Annotated in this window: 13 protein-coding genes; 5 read left to right on the top strand and 8 right to left on the bottom strand. The window is 74.0% G+C overall.

The genetic code is table 11. The features are described from left to right. Positions 1-131 precede the first annotated feature (131 nt). The gene (locus IF83_RS0101020) at positions 132-527 is read right to left on the bottom strand and encodes a DUF488 domain-containing protein (RefSeq protein ID WP_037678254.1); all 396 of its coding nucleotides are present in this window, start codon (positions 525-527) and stop codon (positions 132-134) included. A gap of 381 nt (positions 528-908) precedes the next feature. On the opposite strand from IF83_RS0101020, the gene IF83_RS0101030 reads away from it, so the two are divergent. The 5 genes from IF83_RS0101030 to IF83_RS0101050 all read left to right on the top strand — a co-directional run bounded on the left by IF83_RS0101030 (position 909) and on the right by IF83_RS0101050 (position 5088). Beyond that, entirely contained in the window at positions 909-1349 is a 441-nt protein-coding gene (locus tag IF83_RS0101030) for a hypothetical protein (RefSeq protein ID WP_051722327.1), read from the top strand. 294 nt (positions 1350-1643) lie between these two features. Then, positions 1644-3044, top strand: a complete 1401-nt coding sequence (locus IF83_RS0101035) for a ferredoxin reductase family protein (protein ID WP_030542064.1) — start codon at positions 1644-1646, stop codon at positions 3042-3044. A 31-nt stretch (positions 3045-3075) separates the two neighbouring features. Continuing rightward, the gene (locus IF83_RS0101040) at positions 3076-3672 is read left to right on the top strand and encodes an FMN-binding protein (RefSeq protein WP_030542065.1); all 597 of its coding nucleotides are present in this window, start codon (positions 3076-3078) and stop codon (positions 3670-3672) included. 31 nt (positions 3673-3703) lie between these two features. After that, complete coding sequence (locus IF83_RS0101045; protein ID WP_037678123.1) at positions 3704-4435, top strand: FAD:protein FMN transferase; 732 nt, start codon at positions 3704-3706, stop codon at positions 4433-4435. A gap of 431 nt (positions 4436-4866) precedes the next feature. Then, positions 4867-5088: a DUF397 domain-containing protein gene (locus IF83_RS0101050; protein WP_030542067.1), complete on the top strand. Its 222-nt coding sequence runs from the start codon at positions 4867-4869 to the stop codon at positions 5086-5088. A gap of 77 nt (positions 5089-5165) precedes the next feature. Here the strand turns inward: IF83_RS0101050 and IF83_RS30965 are convergent, their stop codons facing one another. From IF83_RS30965 to IF83_RS0101090, 7 genes are all read right to left on the bottom strand, one after another. After that, positions 5166-5936, bottom strand: a complete 771-nt coding sequence (locus tag IF83_RS30965) for a hypothetical protein (RefSeq protein ID WP_158710963.1) — start codon at positions 5934-5936, stop codon at positions 5166-5168. Positions 5937-6275: 339 nt separating this feature from the next. After that, positions 6276-7499 carry an ABC transporter permease gene (locus IF83_RS0101060; RefSeq protein WP_051722330.1) on the bottom strand — a complete coding sequence of 408 codons (1224 nt, stop codon included), beginning with the start codon at positions 7497-7499 and terminating at the stop codon, positions 6276-6278. Beyond that, positions 7496-8332 carry an ABC transporter ATP-binding protein gene (locus IF83_RS0101065; protein WP_078843049.1) on the bottom strand — a complete coding sequence of 279 codons (837 nt, stop codon included), beginning with the start codon at positions 8330-8332 and terminating at the stop codon, positions 7496-7498. Before IF83_RS0101065 ends, IF83_RS0101060 begins: the two co-directional genes overlap by 4 nt. 59 nt (positions 8333-8391) lie before the next feature. After that, complete coding sequence (locus IF83_RS0101070; protein WP_051722331.1) at positions 8392-9696, bottom strand: peptidoglycan-binding protein; 1305 nt, start codon at positions 9694-9696, stop codon at positions 8392-8394. Between the two features lie 2 nt (positions 9697-9698). Beyond that, on the bottom strand, positions 9699-10229 hold the full coding sequence (locus tag IF83_RS30970) for a hypothetical protein (protein ID WP_158710964.1): 531 nt from the start codon (positions 10227-10229) through the stop codon (positions 9699-9701). 254 nt (positions 10230-10483) lie between these two features. Further along, positions 10484-10921 carry a hypothetical protein gene (locus tag IF83_RS0101085; RefSeq protein WP_030542072.1) on the bottom strand — a complete coding sequence of 146 codons (438 nt, stop codon included), beginning with the start codon at positions 10919-10921 and terminating at the stop codon, positions 10484-10486. A gap of 642 nt (positions 10922-11563) precedes the next feature. Next, on the bottom strand, positions 11564-12100 hold the full coding sequence (locus tag IF83_RS0101090) for an arginine repressor (protein WP_030542073.1): 537 nt from the start codon (positions 12098-12100) through the stop codon (positions 11564-11566). Positions 12101-12104 lie beyond the last annotated feature (4 nt).

Raw genomic sequence — 12104 nt, forward strand, 5'->3', positions numbered from 1 at the left:
GAACGGCATTCGGAGGCATCCGGGCGGCGTCCGAGCGGCGTCCGGGGGCCTCCGGGCGACACCCGGCCCGCATCCGGGCGCGACCCCGAGCGGCACCCGGGCCCGGGCCGGGGCAGGTTCCGGCCGGGCCGTCAGCGGCCGTCCGCCAGCACCCGCTCCAGCACGCGCGCGGCACTCCGCTCGACGTCCTTCGTGGCGGTCAGCAAGGTCAGCCCGCCGTCGCCGCGCGCCAGTCCGCGCAGCCGGTCCAGGGCCTCCCGCCCCTCCGGCCCGCCGAGCTCCGCCCGGTAGCGTTCCGCGAACTCCTCGAAGCGCTCCGGGTCGTGGCCGTACCAGCGGCGCAGCTCGCTCGACGGGGCGGCCTCCTTGCACCACTCGTCCAGTTCCGCCGCCTCCTTGGCGAGCCCGCGCGGCCAGAGCCGGTCCACCAGCACCCGCGCCCCGTCGCCCGGCCCCGCCTCCTCGTACACCCGCCGCACCCGTACGTCCCGCTTGCCGGTCACGCCGCCTCCCGTTCGCCCGGACATCATGGGAACCCCCTGGCACACAGCACGATTCTCCAAGACCCCCCGGCAGTGCGCTCTGCGGCGACCCGCCCGGAACCACTGCCGGACGGAACGCCGGACGCCCGGGTCGCGAGCGTTCGCCCCACCCACCGCATCGGGCCCCGCCCACTCTTCCGAGTGCATAGTCCAGCAGGGCTAGACTTGAGCGTTCTATCGTCACTAGACATACACTCGTGAAGTACAAGACCCTGGTCGGCAGGATCAGGAAAGCAGCCAAGGCCAAGGACATTCCCTTCGAGTTGCGCCGGCAGTGGTCATCCCGAAGCACAAGGAGATCAACGAGATCACGGCAGAGGGCATCTGCAAGGCGCTGGAATCGGAACTCGGAGAGAGGTGGTGGCGATGAAGATCTATCGTGTGACGGCACGCCGGGCGGGTAACTGGTGGGCGCTGGAAGTGCCCGCTCTGCCAGGCGTCTTCAGCCAGACCAAGCGGCTCGACAAGGCGGAGGAGGCCGCGCGCGAGGCGATCGCCGTCATGCTCGGCACCGATCCCGGGGACATCGGGGTCTCCGTCGAAACGGAACTGCCGGAGGAGGCGCGGCAGGCCCTGGAGCAGGCGGAGCGCGCGAAGCGGGCCACCTCGGAGGCCGCGGAGGCGGAGCGCCGTGCCATGCGCCGAGCGGCGGAGGTCCTCACCCGGGATCTGAGCCAGCGGGACGCCGGCCGGGTCATGGGGGTGTCCTTCCAGCGAGTGTCGCAACTCCTCGGGCCGGACCCCGCCGCCCGCAGGTCGAAGCAGGCCGGGAGCACTCGGCGCGCCAAGAAGCGGGTGGAGGGCTGAGGCTCACCGTGGCCACCGAGCGTCCCGCCGTAGGGCGGCGAGGCGCTCGCCCCGCCAGGGCGACGCCGCCCCGGGCCGGCCGCCGGAGGCGGTGCGTGGCCGTGTTGCGGCCGGATTGGCCGCCGCGCTGAGCATCCGCGGGATTTCCTCCGTACTGCTGGGAGAAGGCCGGGGGCTACTGTCGGTAGCCGGGCGCAGCGGGGAGGCAGGACCGTGAGCATCACCACTGAGACATCGACGAGGCAGCCGACGGCACCACCGTCGGCGGCCGGTATGCCGGCGCCTCAGACGACGATCCGGACGATCGCGGACTTCGGGCGCGCGGCGCGGCGGCGGGCCGAGGCCCGGATGCGGCCGCGCAGTTCCGGTGCCCTGCCCGTGCTGGGCCTGCTGTGGGCGGGAGCCCTCGCCGTGCTGGGCCTGTGGTGGTACAACACCCCGGTCGTCTCGGCGACCACCGACTGGATCACCGGGGCCGGGCGGATCACCGGGCTGCTGGCCGGCTACTCCACGGCCGTGGTGGTGCTGCTCATGGCCCGCGTGCCCGTGCTGGAGCGGCGGATCGGCTCGGACCGGGTGGCCCGCTGGCACGCGATGGCGGGCCGCTACACGATCAGCCTGATCGTGGCCCACACCGCGCTCATCGTCTGGGGTTACGCGGAGCAGGCCGGGGCCGGCCTCGTCGACCAGTTCCTCACCGTCGTCCTCGAGTTCCCGGACATGATCGAGGCAGCCATCGGCACCGTGCTGCTGGTGGTGATCGGCCTCGTCTCGGCCGGCGCCGCGCGGCGGAAGCTGCCCTACGAGCTCTGGTACTACCTGCATCTGCTCACCTACGCCGCCGTGTTCCTCGCCTTCTGGCACCAGCTCTCCACCGGCACCGAGTTCATCGCCGTCCCGGCGGCGCGGACGGCCTGGTACGCGCTGTACGGCGCGGTGACCGCGCTCATGGTCTGGTACCGGATCATCACCCCGGTCCGGCTCAACCTGCGGCATCAGCTGCGGGTGGAGTCGGTGGTCGAGGAGGCGGCGGGCGTCACCTCCGTCATCATGTCGGGGCGGGACCTGGACGGGCTGGACGCCGAGGCGGGGCAGTTCTTCCGCTGGCGGTTCCTGGCCCCGGGGCTCCGCTGGACCTCGAACCCGTACTCCCTGTCGGCCACGCCGCGCGACGACCGGCTGCGCATCACCGTCAAGGCGGCGGGCGACCACAGCGCCGCCCTGGCCGCGCTCCCCGCCGGTACCCGGGTGTGGGCCGAGGGCCCGTACGGCGCGCTCACCGCCGCCCGCCGGCAGCGGCCCCGCGGCGAGGAGCGGCGGCGCGGCACCAAGGTGCTGCTGATCGCGGGCGGGGCCGGGATCACCCCCATGCGGGCGCTGTTCGAGACGATCCCCGCCGCCCCGGGGGACCTGACGCTGCTGTACCGGGCCCGCCGCAAGGAGGACCTGGTGCTCTGGGACGAGCTGCGCGTCATCGCCGCGCGGCGGCAGGCGAAGCTGTTCTCCGCCGTCAACGAGCCCGACGGCACCCGGCCGCAGATCACCGCCGAGGGCATGGCCCGCGTCCTGCCCGACATCGCCAAGCACGACGTCTACCTGTGCGGACCTCCCGGCCTCGCCGAGGAGTTCCAGGCCATCCTGCGGGAGGCCGGGGTGCCGGCCCGCCGCATCCACCACGAGTCCTTCGAGCTGTGAGCCACAGCCAGAGCGAGCCGGAGCAGAACCCATGAGGAAGCACCCGATCCGCCGTGTCGTCCTGGGCAGCGCCGCCACCGTCTCCGGTGTCGTGCTGCTGCTGGCCCTCAAGATGCCGTACGCGCCGTGGGAGGCCGAGCGGACCTCCGCCGCGCAACCGCCGGCCGCCGGGGCGCCGGCGGCGCCCGGCGCGGGCGGCGCGGCCTCACCGGGCGCGCCGGCCGGGGACCCGGCGGGCGGCGCTCCGGCCGGCGGCGGTGCCCCGGCCGGCGGCGGCGAGGCGGGCGGCGGCGAGGCCGCGGCGCCGGGCGGCGGGCAGGGCGGGGGCGGTGGGGGCGGGGCCCAGGCGGCGCCCCGTACCGTCACCGGCGATCTCGTCAAGACGGAGTACGGGCCCGTCCAGGCCCGGATCACCCTCACCGGCGGGAAGATCACCGCGGCGGACGCCGCCCAGTCCCCGTCCGGCAACCCGCAGACGGAGTCGATCACGGCGCGGGCGGTGCCCGAGCTCGGGAAGCGCGCGGTGCAGGCGCAGAGCGCGGACATCGACACCGTCTCCGGCGCCACCTTCACCAGCGAGGGCTACAAGAAGTCCCTGCAGAGCGCCCTGGACCGGGCCGGTGGCTGAACCTCCCCGGTTCCGCCGGGTCGAGGAGGCCATGGGCACGGTCTTCTCCTTCGACGTCCGGGGCCCGCGCGCGCACGACGCCGGGCCGGCGGTCGAGGAGGCGGTGGCCTGGCTGCACCGGGTGGACGAGCTGTTCTCCCCCTACCGGGAGGACAGCGAGCTGAGCCGGCTGGCGCGCGGCGAGCTGTCCGCCGGTGACTGCGATCCGCTGATCGCGGAGGTCCTGCTGCTCTGCGAGGGCGCGGAGGAGATGAGCGACGGCTGGTTCAGCACCCGGTACGCCGGCGGGCTCGACCCGACCGGGCTGGTCAAGGGCTGGGCGGTGGAGAAGGCCTCCCAGCGGCTGGCCGAGGCCGGGGCCGCCGACACCTGCGTGAACGGCGGCGGGGACATCCAGCTGTGCGGCCGCGCCGGTCCCGGGCGGCCCTGGCGCACCGGGATCAGCGACCCGCTGCGGCCGGGCCGGCTCGCCGCGGTCGTCGAGGGCGAGGGCCGGCTCGCCGTGGCCACCAGCGGCACGGCCGAGCGCGGCTGCCACGTCCTGAATCCGCACACCGGTTCCCCGCCCCGGCACGGACTGGTCTCGGTCACGGTGCTGGCGGAGGGCCTGACGGCGGCGGACGCCTGGGCGACGGCGGCCTTCGCGCGGGGCCGCTCGGCACGGGACTGGCTGGAGGCGCTGCCGGACGTGGAGGCGTTCGCGGTGACGGCGGACGGCGGCACCTGGAGCACGACGGGCTTCGAGAAGTTCACGGCCTCCTGAGCCCCGGCTCCCGCACGCCGGCCCGGCACCCCATCGGCCGGGCCCGCCGGCCCTCGCGGGGACGACGCCGGCGTCCGCACCCGTCGCCGGTCTGCCCGATCGGGGCTGTTCCGCACCCGTCCCGGCTTGCCGGACGCCCGAGGGGCGGTGGCGGCCACCCCGCAGCGGGCCCGAGGCTTCCAGTTCCGGCGCACGGCCCCGGGACGCCGGGCTTTCCCGGCAGCGGGAACCGCGCGGCCCCATCGCCCTGACCGCGCGGACGGAAACGGATGCGGACCGGAGCGTTCTGGTGGGAGCGGGCCGCGGGTAGCCTCCCGGGGACGGCAAGCGCGAGGGGCCCGCGCGGGCGGGCGCCCCGACCGGCTCCGGCCATGGGCCGTGTCACCGCGCGGATTCCCCGCCATGGCCAGGGAAGCGGGCACCGAACCCCTATGAGCACGTATGTCCCCGATGCCTCGGCACTGGCCGTGCGCTGGACGGCCTCCTCGTACAGCGGCGGAAGCGACAACTGCGTCGAAGTGGCCCCGTACGGGCGGGAGACCGTGGCCGTGCGGCAGTCCGAGGATCCGTCCGGGCCCGCGCTGGTGCTGCGGGCCGACGAGTGGGCGGCGTTCATCGCCGACATCCGGGCCGGGGAGTTCGATCTGCTCTAGCCGGTGACCTCGCACACGGCGGTCCGGGTTTCCGGCCGGGTCCGGTTTCGCCGGGGGGACCGGAACCGAGCCGCCGGTCAGCCGCCCTGGTAGGTCGTGGTGCACAGCAGCTTGGAGTCGCCGTCCACCAGGTAGGCCCAGTAGCGCGTCCGGTCACCCGCCGCCCGGCGGCAGTTGTCCGCGTTGGCACCCGCCGGGGCGCGGTAGACGCCCGTGATGTGCATGATCTGGTTGTACGGGGCGGGCACCGGCTCGCGCCGGCAGTCCACGGCCGTCATCAGGCCGAGGGAGATCGCGTCGCCGGACTGCCGGCCGAGCATGCAGTAGGTGGCGTGGTAGATGCGGGAGAGGCAGAGCTTCGTGGTGTCGCCGGTGGTGGCGGACCGGTGGCTCCAGTACGACCTTCCGTCACCCGTGGGACAGGCCGTGTCGGTGGCGGTCACCTGCACCTGCGCCTGCTCACCGGCGCAGGACACGGGGTCCGGCGGAACATCGGCGCTCCAGTCGATGCTCTTGCCCCCGCGGCCCGTGTCGTAGACCGCCAAACAGTCGCCGGCCGAGATGGCTTGGAACGCCTCTTCGGTGGGATCCGGAGTGGGTGCCGGCGGCTCGGGGTCGGGCTCGTCCGCGTTCCCCTCACCGATCTCGGGGTCATCGGGGATGCGGACGGTCGGCGAAGGCGTGTACGAGGCCGGACTGGAACGGGACGGCTGCGAGTCGGCCAACAGGACCTTCAGCTCCGTCGCGTTGCTCACGCCCAGCCAGGTCAGGATCGACAGCACGGATGCGATTCCGCCGACCAGTGCCAACACCTTGGCAGTGGAATGATCACTGGATGCGCCTGCCACGATGACCTCCCCCGAGACTCAGGCGATATTAGCGATTCCGGCGCCGCTGAGAGCCGAACTCCCGTCATCCCGCCCCGGTTCCGTCCCGCACGGATTCGGCACCCCGCGGAGCGCCGCCCGGCCGGATCACCGTTCCCGCGGATCGGTCAGGTGCGGGATCGGCCCGGACGCGGGGGTGCGGTGCGGCGGCTTCGCGGCACGTCGCCGCGGCGCGGCCCGCTTGGGTCACGGCGCGTCCGGGTGACGGCCCGCCGGACGGCGGCTCGCGGCAGCCCGGCCGTTGACGTCGCCGCGACACGGGCGGTGCCCGCGCCGGGGCGGGGTCAGCCGGTGGCGGAATCAGCCGGTGGCCAGGGCGCCGGCGGGGGCGACCCGGGCCGCGCGCACCGCCGGGTAGAGACCGGCCAGCGCGCCGATGAGCAGGGTCCCCGCCACCCCGGCCGCGAGCACTTCCGCGGGCAGTGCCACCGGCCAGCCCCGGTTGGCCGCGTATCCGCCCGTGATCAGTCCGCCGAGCACGGCCCCACCCACACCGCCGAGGCCCGCGAGGACCAGGGACTCGGCGAGGAACTGGGTCCGGATCTGGCCACGGGTCGCCCCCAGCGCCCGGCGGAGCCCGATCTCGCCCCGGCGTTCCAGCACCGAGATCACCATGGTGTTGGCGACGCCGATCCCGCCGACGAGCAGGGCCACCGCCCCGATGCCGAGCAGCAGTCCGGTGAACGCCCGGTCCGCCGCGGCCCGGGCCGCGAGGGCCTCCGAGGGGCGGCTGACCTCCACCGTCTCCGGGCGGGGCGGGTTGACGGTGCGGGCGAGCACTCCGCGGACCGCGGTGACCGCGCTCTCCTCGGCCCGTACGTAGAGCAGGGTGGACCCGCCGTCGAACCCCAGCCGGTCCTCGGCCGCTTCGTAGCCCACCAGCGCCGCCCGGTCGAGTTCGGGGGCGAGCACGACCGGGTCCAGCACGCCGGTCACCGTGAACCACTCGTCCCCGATGCGGATCCGGAGATCCGGATCCGCGCGGGCGATGCCCAGCCGCCTGGCCGTGACCGAGCCCAGGACGACCGCGGGATAGCGTGCGGTCGCCCGGTTCAGCCAGCTGCCGCTGGCGGTCGTCCCGCCGAGGGTGCGCAGCAGGTCGGTGCGGGCCGCCACCACTTCCAGCGCGTTGGTCTCCCCTTCGGGGATCAGATCGCTGCGGTACACCCGGGCGTCCACCGCGCCGGTCGCGCTGACCCGGGTGACGGGCCGCAGCCGCCGCACCATGGGCACCGCCTCGGGGGGCAGTGCGGCTTCCTCGCCCGACACCGTCCGGCCCGCCGAGACCCGGAGCAGGTTGGTGCCGAGCCGGTCGAGGGTCCGGTCCAGTTCCGCGTGGCTGGAGGTGGAGATACCCATGACGGCGACCATCGCGGCGATCCCGATGGCGATGCCCGACGCGGACAGCACGGCCCGCAGCGGTCTGGCGCGCACGCCGATCAGGCTCAACTGCCAGATGTCGGCCGGGCTGAGCCGGGACGGCCGCAGGCGTGGCGTGCGGCCGTCCCGTGCGGGGCGGGTCATGGCGCGGCCTCCTCGGGCGCGGGGCGGGCGTGCGGGCCGCCGGTCCCGGGGGCCGCGCCGGCCGGCTCCCGGGGCGCTGCCGCGTCCGCCGTCCCGGGCGGGGTGGTGTGGTCGGCGACCACGCGGCCGTCGCGCATCCGCACCCGGCGGGGCAGTCTTCCGGCGAGCTCCTGGTCGTGGGTGATGACGACGACGGTCGTGCCGTCGTCGTTGAGTCCGCGCAGCAGTTCGAGGACCTGTTCGCCGGAGGCCGTGTCGAGGGCCCCGGTGGGCTCGTCCGCCAGCAGCAGCCGGGGCCGCCCGACCACCGCGCGGGCCAGCGCGACCCGTTGCTTCTCGCCACCGGAGAGCTGGTGCGGCCGGTGACCGAGCCGGCGCCCCAGCCCGAGCCGTTCCAGGCACTCGGCCGCGGCCGCGCGGCGGCGGCTCCGGGGCAGCCCGGTGTAGAGCAGGCCGTCGGCCACGCTGTCGACGGCCGGGACTCCGGCGCCGAGGAAGAACTGCTGGAAGACGAATCCGATCCGCTGGGCGCGCAGGGCGGAGAGCTCCCGGTCGGACAGCGCGTCCAGCGGGAAGCCGTCGACGGTCACGCGCCCGGCGGTGGGCCGGTCGAGGGTGCCGAGCAGATGCAGCAGGGTGGACTTGCCGGAGCCGGACGGCCCGGTGACGGCGACCAGTTCGCCGTGTCCGATGCGGAGGTCCACCTCACGGACCGCGTGGACCGGCGGGGTTCCGGGGTAGCTGCGGGAGACGCCGGTCAGTTCCACCACGGAGCGCTCCTGCCGGGCGGACGCGGCAGGGTGCTCGCGGCTGGTGCCGCTTGCGCTGCTCATGCGGCTCGTGCGGCCCGTCCGGCTCGTGCGGCTCGTGCGGCCTGTGCCGCTCTCGTCGCTCACAGCGCCGGTGTCCCGACGGTGTCGCCCTCGGCGATGCCCGGACCGCTGATCTCCACCCGGCCGTCGGCGAACAGCCCCGGTTCGACGGGCAGTACGCGGCTCTCCCCGCCCTCGACCAGCTCCACTCCGTAACCGCCCTCGCGCAGCGCGAGCAGCGCGGCGACCGGCACCGACAGCACGTCCTCACGGCGCTCGCTCTCGACCGACACCCGTACCGGGGCCCTGGTGAGCGATCCGGCCGCCTTGTCGACATCCTTGTTCCGGAGGGTGATCCGGACGGTGACGGTCTCGTCCCGGTCCCCCGGGCCGCCGCCGTTCCCTCCCTCGCCACCGTCGCCGCCGCCCTCTCCGCCGCCCCCGCCGCCGTCCACGACGGAGCCGACCGAGGAGACCGTGCCGCGCAGGGTCTTGCCGCCGGGCAGTGCGACGGTCACCTTCCCGCCCTTCGTGAACAGCCGCTGCTGCGCGAGTTTCACCTCCGCGGTGACGCTCCGTCCGGTGCGGGTCGTGGCCAGGACGGGACTGCCGGGGGCGGTCTCCTCGCCGAGGCCGGTCTCGGCCCCGCCGACCCGTACGTCGCCCGGGGCGAACAGGACCCTGCCCAGTTCGACGCGTCCGGTGGCCGGAAGGCCGAGGGAGCGCTGCCAGCGCCTGACGGCGTACGCGGTGCCGTCGGTGTACGCGTCGTCCACGGTGAAGCCGGTGTATCCGAGGTGCGCGAGGTTCCGCTCCAGCTGCCGGACGTCCCGGCCGGGGTCCGCTCCGGCGGAGAGCTCGCGGTAGGCGGGGATCCGGCCGCGGAACAGCAGGACCGGCTTGTCGTCCAGCCGGTACAGCTGTTCGCCGCGGCCGATCACCGCGCCGGTGCGGGGAAGCCAGGTGACGGTGCCGGACAGCCGGCCGGGCAGGGGCTGTCCGGGCTCGTACTCCAGCGTGCCGTTCACGGTGTCCGCCGTCACCAGATCGCCGCGGGTGACCCGGGTGGTGGACGGTGGCCCGGGGGGTTCGGCGGATTCGGCCTCGCCGCCGTCGCGCAGGAATACGACGGCGACCGCCGCGGTCGCCGTCAGCAGCAGGACCGCGGCCAGGGCGGGAACCCGCCGCGGCCTGCCGGTGCCGTTGCCGTTGCCGTCGGGGACGGATTCTTCGGGTGCGGTGCCCTCGGGTGCGGTGCCCTCGGGTGCGGTGCCCTCGGGTGCGGTGTCCTCGAGGGCCGCGTTCCCGGCCGTCGCGTTCCCGGGCCGGTCGCGGTCCGGCTTCCGGCCGGCCGGGATCCGGTCCTCGGGGTGCTCTCCCGCCACGGTCACTCCTCGGCGGGAGCTGTCGCGATCGGGCCGATCTTCTGGTGGCACTCCTTCATGGCCTTCTCGTGCTCGACGTCGCCCTCCTCGACCTCCGCCGGCTTGTCGTCCGGCGCGTCGAAGCCCTTCTCCCGCATGCAGCGGTTCAGCTTGAGCCGGTAGGCGGCGACCGCCTCGTCGTCGGGCTGTCCGCCCGGGTCGTCCCCGCCCTCCAGCTCCCGCTGGTATTTCTCGCAGGCTTTCTGCGCCCTGGTCACCGTCTCCTGGTCCTGCCCGTCCAGCGGGATGGACAGATTGCCGCCCTCGGGGTCGTCGACTTCGACGCCCTGCTCACGGAGGCACCGGGCGTACCGGAGCGTCGCCTCGTCCGCCTCGCCGGTCCCCTCGGCCTCCGCGGAGCCGGAGGAGGACTGCTTTCCCCCGGCGGACGGAAGCCCGGGATCGGAATCACCGGAACAACTGGTGAGTAATGCCAGCGGCACCGCAAGGAGCACGGGAAGTAACGCGCCGCGCACGGTTTTTTCGATCAGCAAGACAACTCCAGAGATCACCATCCGGGGATGGTTTCCCCGGCCCTTCGAAAGGCTAGGGGGCCGCGCATATGAAATCCGTAAGAGACCGCGGACAGCCAACCGCATGAATTCGGCCACGCACGGGGGGTACGAGTATTCCGCCCGTCAACCATCAACCATCAACCGCCCAAGAGGAAAGGACCCCGCGGAATCATTCCGCGGGGTCCTGTCGATCCTGTGGTGCGGTGCGCGGCGACGCCACGCGGGGAGCGCGGTCAGCCGCCGATGGATCCGCCCCAGATCGCGGACGTACCGGAGGGGCAGGTGAGCGTGTGGTTCCAGCTGCCGTAGTAATAGGTGCTGAAGATGTACCGCACGCCGTTGGAGCAGTCGACGTACACCCGGTAACCGTTCCCCGAGCAGGTCATGTAGAAGTTCCGGCCCGAGGTGCTTCCGTTCCAGCAGTTCGCGTCGGCCCGGTAGGGGGCGTCGGCGGCCGAGGTGCCGGCGACGGCGTTCCCGCCCGTGGCCTTCAGCGTCCGCGCGTCGGCGGTGTCGGTGATCGTGCGCCCCGAGGCCGACTGCGAGGTGGCGGCCGCGGTGCCGCTCTCCGCCGCCGGCGCCGCGTTGGCGGCCGGGGACAGCCCCAGCAGGGTGCCCACGGCGAGCGCGGACGTGGCACCGATCGCACCCAGGGATCTGCGGATCTTCATGTGTTCCCCCAACGTGATGGCAGAATTTTTCGTTCCCTTTTCCAGCCCTCCGGAATAGTGAATCGGTCTCCGGTGAGCGGGCATCCGCAGTCTTGTCGGGCCGGGAGACTTACGTCAAGCAAACAAGGGAGCATTCCGCTCACGCGCCGACCGGCCCGGAGCCGGCCCGGGAAAGAAACCGGCCCGCATTCTTTCCGGCCGGTAACATTTCCGCCCGGGATTCCTTCTGGCCGCCATCGGGCAATCCGCTCCGCGATGCACGCGTCCCCGCGGCTCCCCGGCCACGGCCCCGGGCCGGCGTCCGGATGCCCTTTCACCGGCACACCACCCCGGAAGGGGAAAATCCGGAAAAGCGGCGGACGAAATCCGGACTCTTGTTCTCCGGATTCCACAGGTCTCGTTCCCGGGCTTCCGTTCCGGTTTCCGGGCAGGCTTCCGGTCGTTCTCCGGACCCCGGTTCACGCCATGCCCGGGACGTGTCCGCGCACCCGGAGGTCGGCGGGATTTCCCCGCTCCCGGTTCACCATGCGAGACGGAACCGGCGCGGCCGGCGCCCGGCGCGGCCGCCGGGCGCCGTCACGCGTGAGACCGCCCGGCGGGTTGCCGGGCGGTCTCGGGGAGTTGCGTGCCGGGGCGGCGGGCTCAGGACTCCCGCTGGGCCAGCCGCAGCAGATGATCCGCGAGGGCCTGGCCGCCCGCCGGGTCGCGGCTGATCAGCAGCAGGGTGTCGTCGCCCGCGATGGTGCCGAGGATGTCGTGGACCTCGGCCTGGTCGATCGCCGAGGCCAGGAACTGCGCGGCCCCCGGCGGGGTGCGCAGGACGACCAGGTTCGCCGACGCCTCGGCGGAGATGAGGAGTTCACCGGCCAGCCGGGCCATCCGCTGTTCCTTGACCGACTCCCCCAGCGGCGCCTGCGGGGTGCGGAAGCCGCCCTCGGACGGCACCGCGTAGATCAGCTCCCCGCCCGCGCTGCGGATCTTCACCGCGCCCAGTTCGTCGAGGTCGCGGGAGAGCGTGGCCTGGGTGACGCTCAGTCCGTCGTCGGCGAGGAGCCGGGCCAACTGGCTCTGGGAGCGCACCGCCTGACGGTTGAGGATGTCGACGATCCGCCGGTGGCGGGCCGCACGGGTCTGCGGTACGGCCGGCCCGCCGTGCTCGGTGTCCTGCGCCTGGCTCATGGTG

This window comes from Streptomyces albus subsp. albus, assembly GCF_000719865.1.
Classification (GTDB): Bacteria; Actinomycetota; Actinomycetes; order Streptomycetales; family Streptomycetaceae; genus Streptomyces; species Streptomyces albus_E.

What these genes read in the sequence shown, in the direction of transcription:
- IF83_RS0101020 (WP_037678254.1), bottom strand. Translation starts at nt 527, where the DNA reads ATGTCCGGGCGAACGGGAGGCGGCGTGACCGGCAAGCGGGACGTACGG.
- IF83_RS0101030 (WP_051722327.1), top strand. Translation starts at nt 909, where the DNA reads ATGAAGATCTATCGTGTGACGGCACGCCGGGCGGGTAACTGGTGGGCG.
- IF83_RS0101040 (WP_030542065.1), top strand. Translation starts at nt 3,076, where the DNA reads ATGAGGAAGCACCCGATCCGCCGTGTCGTCCTGGGCAGCGCCGCCACC.
- IF83_RS0101045 (WP_037678123.1), top strand. Translation starts at nt 3,704, where the DNA reads ATGGGCACGGTCTTCTCCTTCGACGTCCGGGGCCCGCGCGCGCACGAC.
- IF83_RS0101050 (WP_030542067.1), top strand. Translation starts at nt 4,867, where the DNA reads ATGAGCACGTATGTCCCCGATGCCTCGGCACTGGCCGTGCGCTGGACG.
- IF83_RS0101060 (WP_051722330.1), bottom strand. Translation starts at nt 7,499, where the DNA reads ATGACCCGCCCCGCACGGGACGGCCGCACGCCACGCCTGCGGCCGTCC.
- IF83_RS0101065 (WP_078843049.1), bottom strand. Translation starts at nt 8,332, where the DNA reads ATGAGCAGCGCAAGCGGCACCAGCCGCGAGCACCCTGCCGCGTCCGCC.
- IF83_RS0101085 (WP_030542072.1), bottom strand. Translation starts at nt 10,921, where the DNA reads ATGAAGATCCGCAGATCCCTGGGTGCGATCGGTGCCACGTCCGCGCTC.
- IF83_RS0101090 (WP_030542073.1), bottom strand. Translation starts at nt 12,100, where the DNA reads ATGAGCCAGGCGCAGGACACCGAGCACGGCGGGCCGGCCGTACCGCAG.